The following is a 17,682-nucleotide window of genomic DNA, read 5'->3' on the forward strand; positions in this document are numbered from 1 at the left end:
AGATGTGGCAGTGGTCGTTGACCATAGTTCCGCTTCGCCAATGGCGGGCCACGCGCGTACCATCTTTTCGGAAGTACGCTTCTATCCAACAACCATTACGCCAATGTACGCTAACTTTGCACATGATGGTTGCCCCCTTTCTCAATGTATTGAGAAGGGAAATGACTGTATTGCACTGCATCCTTGTACTCATTTCTTTGCTCTATAAGCATTAAACAGTTGATTTCCAGTCAACTGTTTGATATATTGTTCAAAGAAGTTAAAACCAGTACACATAAACCTGAACGCGGCCAGGCGTAACAGGAAAATGTTGGAGAGGGCAATGCAGAAATTTCCTCCCCACTCTATAATTTACCATCATTTAGACAAACCGTCAATAGGTTTGTCTAATTTTCGTGCTATTTTTTGAATATTTATGTCAATTTAGATGGAAAAATCAAAATAGGATGAGCGTAAATACGCTCATCCTATAGATTTACTCTTCCATAGACTCCACTAACTCATTAAACAAAGCCTTTTCCTTATCAGAGGGAGCACTCTTTGAGTAACTCTTACCTTCTTCCATTTGATCATTCTTACTTTTAATTTCAAGCTTCTTGGGGATTAATTCTGTTGCATCAAAGAGTTCTTTCCTTTCAATTGACGAACGATTTTGTTCAGTTGAAACCTCATCCTCTTTCTCTTCATCCTCGAACTTGGCTTGCATTTCTGCTTCAGTATCACCCTCCAATGAAACTCCCTCAGATCTATTTCTCAACCTTGCTGGTGGAGGAGCATCAAACCTGACTGTATCTCGCGGTTGCTTATCATGTAAGTGCTTTATGCTATGTTCCACGTCTTCTGCTGAGAGTAGTATTTCTTCTTGTGCTGCTTCTTCTTCCAGGCGCTCCTCTTGTTCTTCTACTGTTTCAATCGGGGTGATCTCTTCAACTTCCTTTACATCCTCATCAATTATGATTCTATTTCGCTCTTTAATCCAAAAAGCAGCAGCTTCAGGATTAACTTTTACAATTGCCTCTGTAAACTCAATCTCTGGAACAAAATTTGCTTTGATTCTCCGTGCTGGTTTCGATTCATTGTCGACCACGATTTTAGCTGCTGCTTCAAAAGCCTTTAGGGACAATATATCTGCAGGTGACATTACTGAATCTTTCTCCTGTTGGTAAGACATCCCCATCCTGGTGACAGGTGACTCCTGAAGCGGTGAAACAGATTGTTCTGTCGTACTCTCCACATAATTGTTTTTTTCGTGGAAGAGGAAGCTGAAAGTCTCAGCATCCATTTGGCTTACGTCACTATAGACGATCTTATTACGGAATGTCGTTAACACAGTATGCATGTATTTATCACCGAAATCATCCGCTAACTGAGCAATGGTTTGAGCAATTACGTGAATAATCGCTTTATATTTCCTAGACTGGGCAGGGAAAGATTTAAATGGTTTGTAGATATAGTCTGCAAATTCGTCAGCGTATATAGAATGATACGGTTCTACCTTGGGTTGACGTCTGAATACAGCATTTTGAACTGATAATAAAACCATCTTCCCTAATACATTGGAAAGCTCCATGAGATCCCCTTTTTCGGTATTAACCAAGAGGATTCCGCCGGACTTTAAGTGAGCATCAAAATCAAATGTAGACTTTCTAAACAGTACCTTCCTCAGTAAAACGTTAGATGAGATATCTGTAAGGATGTTTTTTAAGCCCTCGATGAACTCACCCTTTTTATCATAGTACTCAATCATACCCTTATACTTACCGCTTTCGATCCTCATCATTTGTTGCGTCTTAAAATCTTTTACCGGTATTACTGTAGCGTCGAACCACCTGTCGACATCTTGGACGACAGACCAGAAATCCCTTTCCCTATCTGTTTTAGCTAGCGGTGCTTCTTCTTCAATTCGTTTTTTTAACTTCAAATGCATAAGATGAACAAGCTGAACATCATTGTACATTTCATAAAGATCCGCCATAGTAGGGTCCTCATTATTCTTCGAGTGAAGTTTTAGCAAATAGATGTATTGTTTAAAATGTGCTCTCTGACTTTGAGCAAAGAAGAAATTATCATTCTCTCCTAATCCTTCTACAACCATTGTTAAAGACTCGGCAACTTTATCAACTGGACCTTGCAATGGATTAATAGCTGGTGTCTCATCATTAGTAGGATCAACGTAGTAAATTGCCTCTTCAGGAATCCCATGGGCTAAACATAAGCGATAAACACTCTGGCATAAGTCATTGGAAGGCTCAATGACAACTAACCCATTGAGATAATCTCCCTTTAACTTCTCTAGTGTTCCTTCCTCAACCATCTTCTGAAAATCATTTATATACTTTACAAAATGATGGAGATCCTGATTGATCATCGGAGTTGCAACGGCAGCAGTTTTACCTGTACCAATGGATCCGATGATCATCGTATTCAAAGTCCTGTCTTTACCTGGTATCATGACTTCTTCTTTAGTTTCTGAGTCTGGCCCCAGGACTACATCAGGTAAACCAGTATCCCTCTCCGATTTAGTTACTTTTTGTAGCCATCGTGAGGTTACTTCATACGTCTTAAAAGACTCTATAATCTCTTCCCTATATTGATTAAATAGACCAGAGATATACAAAGTTAATAGTATGACTGCTATATAGGGTAATGCCATGACCAGTAATAATAATGCTTGAGTATTGCCCAGCATGACCTCTTGGAGTTTATCAGATGATAAATCAATCATATCTGCCTTGTTTAAAAAATAAGGAACCACATATTTGTATACTGCTGCTGTGACATTCCACAACAACAAGGATGTTACGGCTCCTAATAGCATACTGAATTGGACCAGTCTCCATGGAAAAGATTGAAAAAACTTAACCCTAGTTGAAAATAACCAGGCAAGTATAAACAATGTCATGAGTATAACCATTACGACCAAGCTAGGATCAAACGGATTGCCAAACAAAGAGTAATAATACATACGATTATCAATAAATGATTTGAAGATAAAGAATATGTTAATTGTCGCCTTAATGAACACGAAAACAGTCAAAGATAAAGACACAGTGGCCAATATCAAGGGTAGCTTTTTCTTAATCAAATCAATGGTCATAAGTGACCTCTACAATATTGGCACTTGAAGTTTGCTTGTAAAATGTTGGTTGCGATTCATAATCCTTATCCCATGTTTCATGATCTGCGATTAAAAGGTTACTGTACTCGATACCTAAAACGTCATGCTGTGATTCTAGGGATGTTTCATAAATGCCTATTATACGGTGAATAGGCTTCTTTAGATCTAGTCGTTCTTCTACTTGTACGTTAGCATAGTCAAGAATTCTTAAGGTTGAGACCAAGCCTTCTTCTAAGTACATCATCCCCACCGTTTCAACATACACGCCTTCCCTAAATACATCATAGATTAAATCCAATCTAAGGCTTGATGGAGCGGATGGCTTATAATAGGCTTCCTCACCTACTTCTGTAAACTGGTAAGGAAAACAATTATTCATATCGATTAATACATCTAGCCCTGTTCTAAGTCTATGCTTCTTACTATCTATTTGAAGCGGGATTTCTCCCCTTAGTACCTTTTGAATAATTTTAGAAGCCCTTTTGAGTGCTACAGAGTATACATTTAAATTTTGTGGCACTTTCTTTCCTTCTTCAGTATCTAAAATCCCTTTTCTTAGATTTCCAATCCTCCTCCGACGGTCCCCATAAAATTTAGTAGTCCTAAAACTTTCATCAAGTGAAATAAAAAAGACATTATGCACCTGGTCAGGATTCATGCTAGCCCACTCATAATACCTACTCATCTTGTGTTCGATGTCAGACATTCTTTCTGTTCCAGTATCAAGCTCAATATAAACATTCTTCTTTTGACAACTAAGAACCCAATCAGGAACCAAAAAGGGTTTGTTGTCATCCTTGTTTCTTAAAAACAAACTGTCGTAAGGGTAGTGGGATTCAACTTTGGCTTGCTCCATGTCTTTTACCACTTGAATTACCACTTGTTGAGTAGCAAGTAAGTGGTCCATATGCGCTGGTTGTCCAATTCTCTTATATGTTGAGTAACTACTCTCCTCTGGAGTGATCAAGCCCAACTCCTTTAATATGCTAATACCTTTGCTCCCTATACGGTAATAGTAAAAGAATATTCCATCTACTAAGGGATACTTATTTCTAACCAATAACCTATAAGCTGTAAATTTGGTTAACCTTCTTCTTAAATTTGCAAACTCATTCTTGGATTTTAAACCAAGCCAATAACCTATCTGTTCAGAGGTCACAATTCTTTGATTGAAAATCATCTTCAATAAATCCATTTCAACTTCCTTGATAATGATCCCCTTCCTATTTTCTGATAAAAGTCTGTACTCCATCCATAAAACCTCCTAAAATACAAAAATCCCCACTGACAAAGATAGGCACAAACCTATCTATCAGTGGGGATTTCCCATCAGTAATTAATTTCAAAATAATTATAACATAATCTATTAATAAAGATTAACGAATATTAATTCTAAACTATGCATAAATAAAACGATAACCTTAATCAAAATTCAAACGGACCAATCATTTTCTATAATCTTAAATCATACATTTTGATTGATAGGATAAACTTGTGATTTTACATGATTTAAAAGAGGTGAAACCCCTAAAAAACAAGTTGGGTTGGATACATGTAGTCGGGGTTCATCTAAAAAATAGAATCCAGTCATACCAGTAGTTTAAAGCCGATATACATTGTTACTCGGAAATACATAGTCAAGCTAACATACATACATAGTATTCTTGACCATGCATTTCCTGCAAACTAATTTTTTCCAATAGGTGAGGATATTTCAATGTGCTACTGGAAATTTCTAAAATAAGTAGATTGAATAAAACCTTTAGGTTTTATTCAATGAATTGCTTTGGTTTAAAGAGAAAATCTTAAGAAATGCTTCTCAACCAGCATCCATATTCAAACAAATATATCTGGATCCACAAAGGATATAATAACCTTCAACACACATGCATCATCTAATTGATGCATTAGATTGTAAATTATTGTAACATTTATAAAAACCTTATAAAATCAACGTTTTTATATGCATCATCTAATTGATGCATTATATTGGGTTTTAAGATATAATTAGTTTACATCTCGTATATATTCTCAAAAAACCTTATCATTACAAGCTTGAAAGCCACTCACCTCAATGATACAATTAAATGCATCATTAGAAGGTGGTGAACCTAATGGACGCAACAAACGAAAAGATAGGAAGCATAGACGATCTTCAATACAACAAAAACGTACTTTGTTTCCTTCGTTCCAAGTTAGATGATTTTGCCATAGACTGCTTCAAAATGGTGGCTCGTCAACATAATCATAATGGGCTGATTAAATCCAAGATGATTGAGGATTATTCCAGTAAACGTTACATATATGAAAAAGCATTTAACTTCCTAGAAGCACAGGGGTTTATTGAGATTAAAGAGCTCGGGAATATGAAACCATATTTCATCACCACACGAGGCAGACAATTGGTGGATCTAATTTTGAACGAAAAAAACCAACACGAAAATTAAGGAGGATTTAAATGTTAAATTTAGAAAAGCTCGGAGCTACTAGAGCCATTTTATCCGCTCACATGAACTCTAAAGAAGTTCAAAGAGAAATTGATCGGTACCCTTCCCAGGCCGTAATTGGATTAGGACAAGGCGGAGGCAGAATTGCTGCTGAAATGTCTCGCTTTGGTTTTCCTACATACCTTGTTAACTCCTCTAAATCAGATATGGACGAGCATGCTCCATTGATTCCTGAAGAGAGACGAGTAATTACCAAAAGCCAGGACTTCCCTGAATTAGAGGGTACAGATAAAAATGCTCAATTAGGCTTCCAAATAGCCAAAGAAAATCAACAAGCATACAAAGAACTAGCTGTATCCGATGAAATACAAAATTCAGATTTTGTTTGGGTTTGCGTATCTCTTGGAGGAGGCACTGGAAATGGCGCACTTAAAGTAGCTCTTGCCTATCTGTCTAAAATCAGAAGTAACCGTTCATTACCTGGAAACAAAATTCCCCTTGGAGTTATTTGCTCACTTCCTTCCAGTGAAGAGCGCGGCTCTGCATTTAGAGAAAATGCTCTCGCTGGAATACAAGTTCTTCAAAGCATGATCAATCAAAATCAGATCGGTTCAGTATTGGTGATTGATAATGAAAAAATGAAAGATTACTATGCTGAGAGCCCTCTTGTAACATATGCCGGTACTGAAGTTGATGCTAAATCTTACAGCAATATGGTGGTAAGTAGTATTGTCGCTGAAGTAGCTTCATTGCCTTTACTTCAAGGTAGGTCGGTATTTGATAAAACTGAGTTTCTATCAACAATCTCAACAGCAGGTTGGTTGAGTATTTCAAAACATAAGGGGTTAAGTGATGATGAAGATCTCGAGAAAATCATCGATTTCCTTTTTAAAGAAAACGAAGTTCTGGCCAACTATGAATTAAGTAATGCAATTGCAGGCGCCGTAGCTGTTATGTATCCAGACACTAAGAAAGTATCACCACGAATTGCAGACGATGTTTACAAATACACGTCAGAGCTCCTACAATCTAAAGTCAATCTATCGATCTCCTCCAATAGTAAGATTGAAGACATTCAACTATATGGGTTGACGGTTTATCCTCAACCGTCTAATAGGATTAAGCAGCTAAGAGAGGAACTTGAACACTGGAAACAGAAAGAAAAAGAGCAGGAAGAAGCAAAATTACAAGCTGCTTCCGCCTTAGAACTTGATGAATTTAATAACTTCTTCTCATCAAGTGAAACTACTACTAAGCGTAAGAAATTCACAATAGACGACCTAAATTCTGAGGATGAGGAAAAGCCAGCTTCCCAAGCCTCACTAGATGATTTGGACAACTTATTTTAAATCAAAAGACCTGGATGATATATTCAACCAGGTCTTTTTTTTATTTCTACACCAATCGACTTACCAATCAACTTAAATCAATCAACTTTATCAATCTTGCAATCATTTTTAATCTTTTAAAATCATTTATTGATAATTATTCAATCTTTAAACCCTGATAAATCAATAATTACACTCTATAAATAAATATTGCTAAATATAATTAAATAAAGTTATATATAAATCAAATTTTTGATGAATCAGTTCAAATCAAAGCTGTTGATTGACTCATTTTCCCTGTACAAAACTATTGAAAAATCTAGTTTTTTAAGAGTAAGATGTATGTAGATAACAATAATCTGATTGGAGGTTATTGAATGGACAGGGAAGATGGAATCATTATAAATAATGATGATCAATCACAGGAAGATAAATCAGTGACCATTCACAATGAATTGGCTGAAAAATTTAAAGACGATCCTCTGTCGCATTTATTAATAGAGGCAGGGAAGAGCGACTTATTGTTACCCGATGCTATAATTGATCAGCTTAAGCGTAAAAACCTATATTCCATATCTCAAGCTGCGGATATTGTAGGGAAAAAAGATTATAACATTAGAAACAATATTCAGCGGAACGGGCTAGGCGATTATGTAGGTATTACTCAAACGGGCAAATTGTATAGGCTTGACTACATAGGTATATACAAGCTATATCTAATTTTCACAGTTCAAGAAGAACTTCGGTTAAATCCAGCTGACATTGCCTCAGTTGTAGGTGTAATGGCCGAGAAAGTTAGAAGCTTCCAACCGGCTAAACCTAACAATTTTTACTCAAATAATGAAATTGCTACTCCAGGACCTGGTCCTTACCAATCCAATCAAGATGCTGAGAATCAGATCTTGAGGATGATTATGTTTAATCAACTAGTAGATCAACGTAAAGAGAAACAGTATGAACTTGTAGAAGCCAAGCGTTTGGTTTCGGAGTGGGAAATTGAAATGAATCATCTTAATCAGATGATTGAAATGCAGGAAAGCCTTCGAGCCATGGCCAAGAATGTAAATTCAAAAGAGGAAGTAAATGACTGGATCACGCATATTAATAAGTCTTTAAAAAATGCGTTTGATTCCCAGCAAGATGAAAAAGGCTTCTGGGGAAGGTTGTTTGGCAGTAAAAAGGAGGATAACTCCTTTAAGGAAGTCGAGCTTAGCCATAAAGAGAGTGCAGTCATGTTAGAAATTGAACAGGATTTAGATAAACTTAAAAAGCAAAAGGAAGAGATCCTTGGAAGAAAAGAATTACTTCTTCAAAACAGGTCTGATAAAGAAAATGAACTTAAGGCTTTTGATGAATTTGTAGAAAGCCAAAGGACCCTTCTAATCGATTCAACAAATAATCCCATTATTAGAGGAATGCTTGAGAATAACAATCCAGCTGCACTTCTTTCCCACTTGAATGAAAAGGATCAATAAAAAACCGATGGATTTGATTTGCAATAATGGTAATTTACGTTGTATAATAAAAACAAATTGGAAGGGGATGATTGCATGTTTACAATCCTTAAAGAAAAGACCCAGATACTTCTGGATAATACAATGTTAGGAATTGCCGGTATTGGTATAGCCATAGGCATCGCAATCAGCTTCCTACAGTAAATTGATCGGTTCCCATATTAAAAAGCCGCCCAGCAATTCGCTGGGCGGCTTTATTGTATCTAAAAATAAAAACAAGAAATCCCTCTACCATAGGTAAAGGGATTCTTGTGGTTTAACAAACAACAAGAAGTTGTTTGGTCTATTCTTATTAAGTTACTTTTAATCTACCAAATTCCTTTTGATTTTGCAACTAATATTTATTCAAATAACGGAAATCGACAGAAAATTTATATTTGCTATTGCGTTATCATTTTTTGATGTGCTAACATGAAGGTGGGTTTAACAAACACGCAGTGATCCTTAGGGGATGACTATACTTAGCACCAGTGTATACATTTTTGTGTACATCAGGTCAAATGGTATAGTTTCAACGATTGGATCATGGATGTTGTATTTTTTATACCCAAATTTAGTGGTAAAACCTTACATAGAGAGAAAAAATTACAAAAATATAAAAATAAACAAAAAAAAAGCTTAGGAAAACAAGTTTCCTAAGACCTCGCCCCCCAAAAAATAACACACAGAGGCAATAACGTTTTTGGTTAAGTTAATTGTACCATCATAAACTATAAGATTCAATAGTTTTTACTACAGACAGATATAAAGAATATATAATATAAAAAGTGTGTATGGGCGAGGTTTTAGAGCAAATTGAAATGACCTTATTTATCATTGGTTCTTACTTAGTATTGGTTATTTGTCTTACATTCAATACTAAAGTAATAGCTTGATAGGGTCGTGGATCTAGGCAGTCTAAACTTCGTCTATTTTTTGTGCCTAAATCAGCAAAATTTGTTGACACTTCTGGCCTGCGAAGTATAATTCCGCCTTGTTAACTTGTTTTCTTGAAGAGGAGAAACCCATTAGTACATTGATACCAAAGGGATTCTTCTTAGTTCAAGGAGGGTTAGTAAGTGGTAAGTGTAAAAAGCGATGTTACCCAATGTCAACTTAATAAAGCTTTAAATCCGGCATTTTCAAAAGAAAATGTTCACCGGGTTCTTGTTTCAGCTGCCTTTATGAATCAGCTATTTCAAAACGATCAATTTTATAAGAATTCTCCAACATTCCAACATGGGAGTTCTTCCGTTAAGCTTTACCATGTCACAAGATCTGATATCCTTACTGCCATTAGTCTTTTCATTTCGTGTAATACAGTAGGGGAAATAAATGAAATTACATATAACCGCTTGTTTGAGCAACGAATTAAGCCTCTTTATAATAAATTCCTTTCATACCAGGAGTTTGTTTTAAGTATTCACAAATTCTCTGAGTTAAAGCTATTAAAAATTAGCCAAAATCCTATTACGAAAAGATATAATCTTAAGATTAATCACTTTTTACAAGAAGGGTCTGATTCTTCAGCACCAGTACCAGAAAGATACATATCTCTTCATCCTTTCATATTTGAGGAAAGGTTTCTTCGTCAATCCATTGATTATTGGAAAATGTACCTAAGATACATTGTTCAATGTAACATGACTTCTTCCCCTCGTTATTACTATTTCAATCAAGACAAAGAAAATTATATAAGTCACTTGCAGTCATCAGATCTGCGTACTTTTTTAAACAAAAAAGAAAATCACCAGGTTAAACAGGTCATTCAAAAATTAACTTCTGTTGAGATCCTTCCTGGCGAAGGTCCTTTATTTACTTCAACTGGAAATGGGCCTTTAATTACAAAAAGGTTTAAACGTTTCCACGAAGTTGGATTGAAAATCAATCCTAGCTACCTGTCTCACCGGTCCATTACCACAGAAGCTCGCTTCCCACTAGCTATAGAGGAAAGATACCAGAGGGAAAGCAAATTCATTCAACACTATTTAGAAGCCTTAGGTGTAGGTGAGCTTTACCACGTAGAACTCAAAGGTAAATTTAACGGAAGTCTGGCCAAGAATCTAGTGTATCGACTAAAATCTTACTCTAAAGGCATGGTAAAGATCGCACTAGATGAGTTGGCAGCAGAATTCAAGATGTTTAAAAGGATCCCAAGCAACTTAGATGCTTTTATAAGCACTGCTCTAAGGTTTAAAAAACAAACTGAATTTAAACGAATTCTACGGGATGAAAATCTTTACACACTTCTGATTAGAGGGTGGAAAGCTACTGAGCGTGAAGATAGAATTTATGAATTCCTTAATGTCTTAAGTCCTTTGAAAGTAAACGAATTTAAAGCCTTCTGCAGGCATGGTTATAAATCCTTAAAAGCTACATATCAACGTTCCACTATCTCTGAAGGGGATTATAGATGTTCCGTTGAATTAGATAACATTCCTGGAATAGACCTTCTTAGACGAACGGCATACAAGTTAGAAGTAGATCCTCTTGAATATAATAAACAAGAAGAATCCTTGGCAAAACTCATACCTCTTGCTACTGATAACACTGAAGTTGGCTCATTAATTCATACTGTTTTTAAACGCTTGAATTCCTTAGGAAAACACCAGGGCAGCCATTTAGACTTAGGAAAGGTGAAATTGGAGTCAATCCTATTAGATGAATGGTTAAAGACCGGTAGTAAGCATTTCCAAAAGAGGATCTCACAAGTTTATTACCATTTAAAATCTCTTAGAATTACGCTATAAAAGTAAGGTTTTTTTGAAAAAAATCAGAAAAACCTTACTATCTTCTTTTATAGTCAAATCATAAAAAATCGAAAATATATATGTGAATTATGTGGATTATGTTAGTAATGGGGACTGAATGTGCATAGTTTTAAAAGCTTTTGTGGAAAACTTATAATCAATTCTTGTTTTCATTGTGCTTTTTCTGATCTACTTATCCTTGGAATTATTATCCACAATTTCTCCAGGGCTATTTGTGATTTTCCCAATGTTAATATCGGAGTCTTATGATTATGGATTTTATAATTTAATTTTTTTATGTTTTATATCTATCTAAAGCTTTAACACTAAGGGTTTACAATTTCCTAGAAGGGAAAACGCTATTTAATAGGTTTTTGTTTTAAAAAGTTTTTACATTTATTATTATTTAAGGTTAGAAATCCTTATCTGCTATAATTAATCTATGAAATAAAAAGAGGTGAGAGGTATGACTTTTAAATTTAATTTCACCTATGATTTTGAACAGTATTTAATTCATGAAAAAAAATTCTCTTCAACTACACTTAATCAATACACTTATACTGTGGAAATGTTCTTTAACCATTTAAAACATAAGTATAAGAAATCCTTTATAGATCCAATTGAAGTTCAACCAAAAGATATCCGAGGATTTCTGGAAGAAAGAATAACTGCTGGAACATCGATCTCCACTGTAAACAGATATGTTTCCAATATAAAAACATTTTTTGATTACCTATGGGCTAAGGGAAAAATTGTGATTGATCCCGCAGTTAAGATAGAACGGTTTAAAGTTGATCGTAGAGGAGTTAAGCATGTCGAGTATTCAAATGTAATTAAAATGTTCCCAACCATAATGAACAGTCATAAATATCCTGTAATACTAAAAGCAATATATGTATTAGCGATGCATGGGTTTAGAGCAAAAGAATTCCATATCCTAAAAAATGAAGTTTTTGAAGAGGACCAGGACATTTTTATCAGGACACCTAAACGAAGTATTGTCCTTAAAGGAGAAGAAGCAAGTATATTTAGAGCTCACTTTTATAATTCCTTGTTTGATTCGTCTGAATATGTATTTACTACAAAAAAGAACTCAACAGGTGGTTTTGCCCCTATAGAATATGAGTCCTTGTACATGTACATTGGATATATTAGAAATGATTTTAATCTTGCTGTTACCTTTAATCTTGAAAACATAAGGATTTCGTACGCGTATCACTTATACAAGCAAAAAAATTATACAGTCGATGATTTAGCAGAAGAACTTGGAATACAGCGCTTAAGTGCTGCAGGGCTATTGGAAACAACTCTTGAAAGATATGAGGCTGAATAGTATAATTTTCTTAATTGAAAATTTAATGGGACAACACCCATAAATTCACACATGATTTAATTGTGTGGATTTATGGGTGTTTTTCTGTGAAATGGAGGGAAATGATGAAGTCACATGAAAGCCGACATATAGCATTACACAATTTAACTGTCGGTGGACTTATTGGAGAAGGAGAAATTTCTTTTGAGGATCCATTCAGGATTGAAGTTAACTTAGAAAACAATAAACTTGCCTTTATTCACAATTACATTTCTGAGAATGAATTGGATTCATTGGTCCAGGTAAACTTAAAGAGGAACCAATTAACCATATACACCCAGCAAAAAGAATTTACACATTGGTACAAAAACGAGCAGAAAGTTTACGTCTCTTCAGATGTTACATACAAGTCTATATTGATTGCACTAATACTGTTTGGAGACAGGAAAATGGAGAGCTTGTCGATCCACACTAGTGTCGCATCTAAATATTTACCTACAATGGCTTATAGCCTTGAAAAAATACTTAAAGTACCAATTTATGCTGCGACTAAAGAATTGAAGCTCTTTAACACCAATAATCTATTTCTTAACGCACTTATGCATCTATCTCTTATTGAGTGTACTGAGCTTGCAAATTTCCTTACTATATCGGAAAAAAGGGAATTAAGGAATATTTTGAAGGATGTAGAAGAATGCGAAGGAGGTTTAATGTATGGGACTTCGTAATGTTTTATTATTTACAATACTTAGTTCCAGCTTAGCTGTTGCTGGTTGCAACAATCGAATTGTTAATGAAGCTAATGCAGTTGGTGAGAAAAACAGTGAGATGGCCGCTAAAGCTGAACAAGAGAAAGAACAAAAGGTAGAATCCCAAAGAGAAATATATAAAGAAATGGAAAAGCCTATTGACGAAGTAATAGAAAAAATAGATAAAGACAAGAAAAAAGTGGTGGATCCGAAAGTAATTGAAAAAGCCACTTATACTAACCCTGAAGAATTTTCAAAGAAATTAGGGCAGGTATTATATGAATTTAGTACTGGAGAATTATCTGTTGATGACTATTATAATTTTCTGACCAGGAACGCCTCAGATGACTTTCTTAGTCAGTATTTGCCTAACGAAAGTGCAGGCACTCTATTTCTAGAGAATGTTCAATCGTTGCTGATTGATAAGCTGCCTGAATTAAAAAAAGGGTATACGATTTCCGAGCTAACCTACGACAGGTTTGAAAAAGAGGCTTACTTCTATCGAAAGGTCACAACCGTAAAAGATGATAAGCCAATTTATTATATATCGACCATAGTGAAAGAGGGCGATAGTTGGAAATTTCAAGACGATAGCCCGTCACCGCCTTTTGAACAAGAAAATGATTTGGAGGACTAATCAATGATCAATGCTACTAATGATTTAACGGCATATGCAAAAGAGAAACTCACTTTACATTTTGAAAACAACGAAGACTTTTCAAGAGAATTTATGGCTTTAACCAATTTTTACAGCAAGAAATTCAATCATGTTATTGATTCAGAAGAAATGCTCACGAAGTTCTATAACGATTTTTTTGAAATTGCTAAGAGTCAAATTTTTCAAGGGTATTATCTGATGCTGCAAATCATGTACGATGAAAAGAATGAAATTGAGGATGATTTCTTAGCACAAGATTTAGGAACTCTTAAAGATGAAATACCTTCACTTTTAAGACAAGGATTTGGTGTTGCTCTTGAAAGTGTGAAAAAGACGGAGAACGCACACAAATTATCCATGTGGCTAGTCACAAACTTTGAAAATGTATATGACTTAATAAATCAAGTGTTCTTTGATCTTCTATGCACTGGTAGTTTATATGCCCTTAGTGATGAAGGTCATCGAAGGGGGTTATCTTCATCTGGACAAGAAGATACCCCATTGCTTATGGGGTCACCTTTGGCTAAGACATTTATAAACCCTCAAATTTATATGGTACCAACCGCTAAAGGGGAGGATTATGAAATGTGGGATCTTAGATGGTGGTCCAGCTTCAAAAGTGATGAAAAAGCCGGAGGAGCGACTATTCTGAATATTGAAAGTGAAGAAAGTAAACAGTTTATTCTGAGTGTGGATCTCCATCAAACCGTCCACTATTCAGAACGTGAAGATCTGGTGGCCACCCTTTCTGCTTTGTTATCAGTAAGAAACAACGTCCCTCAGCAAAAGATTTTCATTAATGTTAGTGTAGTGGATGATTATATTCTCGTCCAAATTTAAAAACAAAAAGAAGCTTTCTTCAAGATAACGAGTTACGACTTGAGTTGCTTTTTGAATAAATAACTTGGAACTGACTTATGAATCGTTATAGGTCAGTTTTTGTTTTGCAATAAAAAACCACCTAAATTCAAGGTGGTAACAATAAGTAATTCATTCAGGTGAGGTTTATCTCTCTTCATATAGAACTATGATTAATCAATCAATGGTTACGTCTATATAGACCTCATCTTTATAGACTAAGGCAAGGAAAGAATGGTTAACGGGAAAAACAAATTCGATTTCACCTGAGATCTCTTCTCCCGGTTCCAATTCTCCGCTTTTTAGCATGAGTTCCGAATTAGTTACCGGGTTTATGCGTTTCCCTTTTTCATTACCTTGGTCTTGTACCAATGTAAAATCAGTAGGGGAATAGTGCACTGTGTCTTCGCCAATATTTTTTATGGTAATACCTGGGCGAATCATTTTTCCATCGCTAAAGAACACTTTGTTAACAGATATCTCAACGTCATCATGTTTGACGGGATAACCATAATCATACACTTCTTCTGGCGCCCAATCAGGCTTGTCGACCTGGCTTAAAGTGGGGTCCGGAATAAATGAGATTATAATTGCAACGGTTGCAATGATTAACGCAGTAAAACTAATAGAAATACCTGTGATTGCTTTCCATTTTGTCCGCTCCTTCTTTATCAATGAGATTATTCCAAAAATAATCGAAAACACTATAGTAATTAACCCCACGATAGGAACAAGACAATTTAACAAACCTATAAAACCAACTCCTAGGGAAAGGAACCCAAAAATATCACTTCTTTTTTCTCTCATATGACGTCTCCTCCTATTAGTTATTCTAATCTGTGCTAATGATATCCATCCATCAATCTCCAAAAATAACATAAATGGCTAGGGAATTCATCCTTTCTAACACAATTAATTCCATAGAAAGGTAAATTAGGATTGAAGTAGGCATATTCCTTAGCCCTAAACTCGTCTAGACGTCATCCCGCTTATCAACTAAATAAAGGATTGTTCATAATAGCCTGTACCATAAAAAGAACCGCCTATCATGTACAAACGTACGATAAGCGGTTCAGGTGGCTCTTAGAGCCCTTTAAACGTCAATGGAAGCTAGGGATGCATAGTTCATTCTGGGATCATTTCTGAGCGCATATAGCCCTTCCTGGAATGAAATACCGTTAAGCTATTACTAATGGTTCCACAATCGAAAAGTTCGGCTACGTATGAACTTAAACTAAGGGCAGCCATACGGTTCGTCACTAAGCGCTGAGGATCACTTGCAGATAGTTCTTCACACGAAAGTTTGGACGGTTGTTTGTCTGTGGGATCGTCTTCTAAGATATCAGGATATCTCACCGCAGCTGGGTCTAAAATAGTCTTACCATTAATTTTCAGACCCGCTACAACTTGGCCAGTCCATCCAGACTCGTTGTAATCAATTAATTCTTGTGAAGTCCATTCACTCTTTGGTCTCGTTGGAAAATCAACAGGTATCTTGGTTGATTCATTCCCAGCATCTAAATAAAGTAACGTTGGGACCTTGTTAAAGAAGTCATGAAAGATTTTTCTTGTCCAGTTGTTATCAACACAACCAATTAGAATGGGGAGGACCATCATATCTATACTGCTGAAATTAGGAATGTTAATATACTCTGGATTATAGAGCTTCTGAAGTACATTCACACTTTCAACATAGTCCTTTGTATAGGAATGAATGTTTACACCATAAGCTGATGAGTACCGTTTGGCTAAGACCTCAGCTTTCTTTTTTCCTACTGTTCCTGGAGTAAATAACTGATTCTTAATATTCTTCTCCTCAATCGTATCAGGATCTGCCAGGAGTAAGAATCCTTTATCATCGAATTCTTGATACATTTGAGCAATCTGTTGTACCAGTGCTGATCCAGTTCCTCCAGTTCCGACTAATACAGTAAGAGGAAAGAGTTTTTTTCTTTTTTGAGTTGCATATTCTTTTGCAAGTAAATCAATCATCTGAACACCTCCACAACTGATGTGTCATATAAGGCAGAAACATCAGAGAAGGGAGTTTCAAACACTTTACCAGGATCAATGTTATAATGGCGATTACTTGTTCGAGAAAAGACTCTAACCGTAATTTCAGGGAAGTAGTGATCTACACTTCCAATAATCGCGTATAGCATGTTCTCCTGGCGTTCATTCTGATTATCTAGTGATGATGGTGTGGTACTAAAATAATGGTGGCTATGAATTTCCATCACTTTAATAAATTTCCGCTCCATTAGCTTATTCGCAGTGACATAGGGTTGTTCTGTACGTTCTACAGTGTACCTAGAAGCCTCTTGATGTGGAATATCCATAAAGAACTCATTAAGGGCTAAATCGAAATAAATATCTGCATGTAGCTCCACTCCAAATGTAGCTGCAAACTCTTTGGAAAGAGTGATAAAGTCATTTAGTATGGAAGCAGGTATTTTTTTCTTGCTTGAAAGAGAGGAGTCTTCATAAGAAGACTCCTCTTTACAATTTAGTCCTTTCTTTTTTGCTTTTGGGATGGCCATTATCATATTTTTTTTCTCGATTTTGACCATTTCAGTGTAAGCAGCCACTAAATCAGGAAAATGCTTTTCCAAACGCTTACGGACATCTTCAGCACTAATCGGGTTAAGAGTAGCCTCATCTTCACCCTTTTTCTTAATAGGTAGCCCCGAGGTGATTTCTTCTACACTAAAGTAGTCCAATATAGGCAATTCTTGACCAAGGTGATAAACGTAGGTTGATTGGTCAACATTAAACGGATCTGCCTTTTTTTCTGTGGGTTTGCTTGGACTAGCTGCAACACCTTTTTTTCTCTCTTCTGCTTTTTTAGCCATATCTTCTCTCCTAGCCATAAGCTCAGCTTCTTTTTGTAACTTTTCTTCAGCGTACTTATCCTCAATTCCAAACATTGAAAATATATCTGTCTGTCCTACAGTTTTAGTCATAATGAT

13 protein-coding genes are annotated in these 17,682 nt (G+C 35.7%); 8 read left to right on the forward strand and 5 right to left on the reverse strand.

Annotated features, from left to right (window positions below; all coding sequences use genetic code 11):
• Positions 1–475 precede the first annotated feature (475 nt).
• On the reverse strand, positions 476–3,097 hold the full coding sequence (locus D5E69_RS23130; RefSeq protein ID WP_159130492.1) for a type IV secretory system conjugative DNA transfer family protein: 2,622 nt from the start codon (positions 3,095–3,097) through the stop codon (positions 476–478).
• Positions 3,087–4,370, reverse strand: coding sequence for a replication-relaxation family protein (locus tag D5E69_RS23135; RefSeq protein WP_159130493.1), 1,284 nt, complete (start codon positions 4,368–4,370; stop codon positions 3,087–3,089). Before D5E69_RS23135 ends, D5E69_RS23130 begins: the two co-directional genes overlap by 11 nt.
• A gap of 862 nt (positions 4,371–5,232) precedes the next feature.
• On the opposite strand from D5E69_RS23135, the gene D5E69_RS23140 reads away from it, so the two are divergent.
• From D5E69_RS23140 to D5E69_RS23175, 8 genes are all read left to right on the forward strand, one after another.
• A complete protein-coding gene (locus D5E69_RS23140; protein WP_159130494.1) occupies positions 5,233–5,565 on the forward strand; it encodes a hypothetical protein in 333 nt (110 codons plus the stop codon).
• An 11-nt stretch (positions 5,566–5,576) separates the two neighbouring features.
• Positions 5,577–6,914, forward strand: a complete 1,338-nt coding sequence (locus tag D5E69_RS23145; RefSeq protein WP_159130495.1) for an FtsZ/tubulin family protein — start codon at positions 5,577–5,579, stop codon at positions 6,912–6,914.
• A 356-nt stretch (positions 6,915–7,270) separates the two neighbouring features.
• Positions 7,271–8,368, forward strand: a complete 1,098-nt coding sequence (locus D5E69_RS23150; protein WP_159130496.1) for a hypothetical protein — start codon at positions 7,271–7,273, stop codon at positions 8,366–8,368.
• Between the two features lie 1,097 nt (positions 8,369–9,465).
• Positions 9,466–11,136 (forward strand): hypothetical protein, encoded by a 1,671-nt coding sequence (locus tag D5E69_RS23155; RefSeq protein WP_159130497.1) that lies wholly within the window; start codon positions 9,466–9,468, stop codon positions 11,134–11,136.
• A gap of 466 nt (positions 11,137–11,602) precedes the next feature.
• Complete coding sequence (locus D5E69_RS23160; protein ID WP_159130498.1) at positions 11,603–12,469, forward strand: tyrosine-type recombinase/integrase; 867 nt, start codon at positions 11,603–11,605, stop codon at positions 12,467–12,469.
• Positions 12,470–12,570: 101 nt separating this feature from the next.
• Positions 12,571–13,176: a hypothetical protein gene (locus D5E69_RS23165; RefSeq protein WP_159130499.1), complete on the forward strand. Its 606-nt coding sequence runs from the start codon at positions 12,571–12,573 to the stop codon at positions 13,174–13,176.
• Positions 13,163–13,834, forward strand: a complete 672-nt coding sequence (locus D5E69_RS23170; protein WP_159130500.1) for a hypothetical protein — start codon at positions 13,163–13,165, stop codon at positions 13,832–13,834. The genes D5E69_RS23165 and D5E69_RS23170 overlap by 14 nt, the downstream gene beginning before the upstream one ends.
• Before the next feature lie 3 nt (positions 13,835–13,837).
• A complete protein-coding gene (locus D5E69_RS23175; protein WP_159130501.1) occupies positions 13,838–14,695 on the forward strand; it encodes a hypothetical protein in 858 nt (285 codons plus the stop codon).
• Positions 14,696–14,890: 195 nt separating this feature from the next.
• On the opposite strand, the gene D5E69_RS23180 is transcribed toward D5E69_RS23175, so the two are convergent.
• The 3 genes from D5E69_RS23180 to D5E69_RS23190 form a co-directional block, all read right to left on the reverse strand.
• Positions 14,891–15,520 (reverse strand): DUF4352 domain-containing protein, encoded by a 630-nt coding sequence (locus tag D5E69_RS23180; RefSeq protein ID WP_159130502.1) that lies wholly within the window; start codon positions 15,518–15,520, stop codon positions 14,891–14,893.
• 318 nt (positions 15,521–15,838) lie between these two features.
• Complete coding sequence (locus D5E69_RS23185; RefSeq protein WP_249931629.1) at positions 15,839–16,705, reverse strand: ThiF family adenylyltransferase; 867 nt, start codon at positions 16,703–16,705, stop codon at positions 15,839–15,841.
• The gene (locus tag D5E69_RS23190; RefSeq protein WP_159130503.1) at positions 16,702–17,676 is read right to left on the reverse strand and encodes a hypothetical protein; all 975 of its coding nucleotides are present in this window, start codon (positions 17,674–17,676) and stop codon (positions 16,702–16,704) included. The genes D5E69_RS23185 and D5E69_RS23190 overlap by 4 nt, the downstream gene beginning before the upstream one ends.
• Positions 17,677–17,682 lie beyond the last annotated feature (6 nt).

The sequence above is a fragment of the Rossellomorea marisflavi genome (assembly GCF_009806575.1).
Taxonomy (GTDB): Bacteria; Bacillota; Bacilli; order Bacillales; family Bacillaceae_B; genus Rossellomorea; species Rossellomorea marisflavi_A.

Excerpts from the sequence above, each read along its gene's own strand:
- D5E69_RS23170 (WP_159130500.1), top strand. The coding sequence starts at position 13,163 with ATGGGACTTCGTAATGTTTTATTATTTACAATACTTAGTTCCAGCTTA.
- D5E69_RS23135 (WP_159130493.1), bottom strand. The coding sequence starts at position 4,370 with ATGGAGTACAGACTTTTATCAGAAAATAGGAAGGGGATCATTATCAAG.
- D5E69_RS23165 (WP_159130499.1), top strand. The coding sequence starts at position 12,571 with ATGATGAAGTCACATGAAAGCCGACATATAGCATTACACAATTTAACT.
- D5E69_RS23175 (WP_159130501.1), top strand. The coding sequence starts at position 13,838 with ATGATCAATGCTACTAATGATTTAACGGCATATGCAAAAGAGAAACTC.
- D5E69_RS23190 (WP_159130503.1), bottom strand. The coding sequence starts at position 17,676 with ATGACTAAAACTGTAGGACAGACAGATATATTTTCAATGTTTGGAATT.
- D5E69_RS23145 (WP_159130495.1), top strand. The coding sequence starts at position 5,577 with ATGTTAAATTTAGAAAAGCTCGGAGCTACTAGAGCCATTTTATCCGCT.
- D5E69_RS23140 (WP_159130494.1), top strand. The coding sequence starts at position 5,233 with ATGGACGCAACAAACGAAAAGATAGGAAGCATAGACGATCTTCAATAC.
- D5E69_RS23185 (WP_249931629.1), bottom strand. The coding sequence starts at position 16,705 with ATGATTGATTTACTTGCAAAAGAATATGCAACTCAAAAAAGAAAAAAA.
- D5E69_RS23160 (WP_159130498.1), top strand. The coding sequence starts at position 11,603 with ATGACTTTTAAATTTAATTTCACCTATGATTTTGAACAGTATTTAATT.
- D5E69_RS23130 (WP_159130492.1), bottom strand. The coding sequence starts at position 3,097 with ATGACCATTGATTTGATTAAGAAAAAGCTACCCTTGATATTGGCCACT.
- D5E69_RS23180 (WP_159130502.1), bottom strand. The coding sequence starts at position 15,520 with ATGAGAGAAAAAAGAAGTGATATTTTTGGGTTCCTTTCCCTAGGAGTT.
- D5E69_RS23150 (WP_159130496.1), top strand. The coding sequence starts at position 7,271 with ATGGACAGGGAAGATGGAATCATTATAAATAATGATGATCAATCACAG.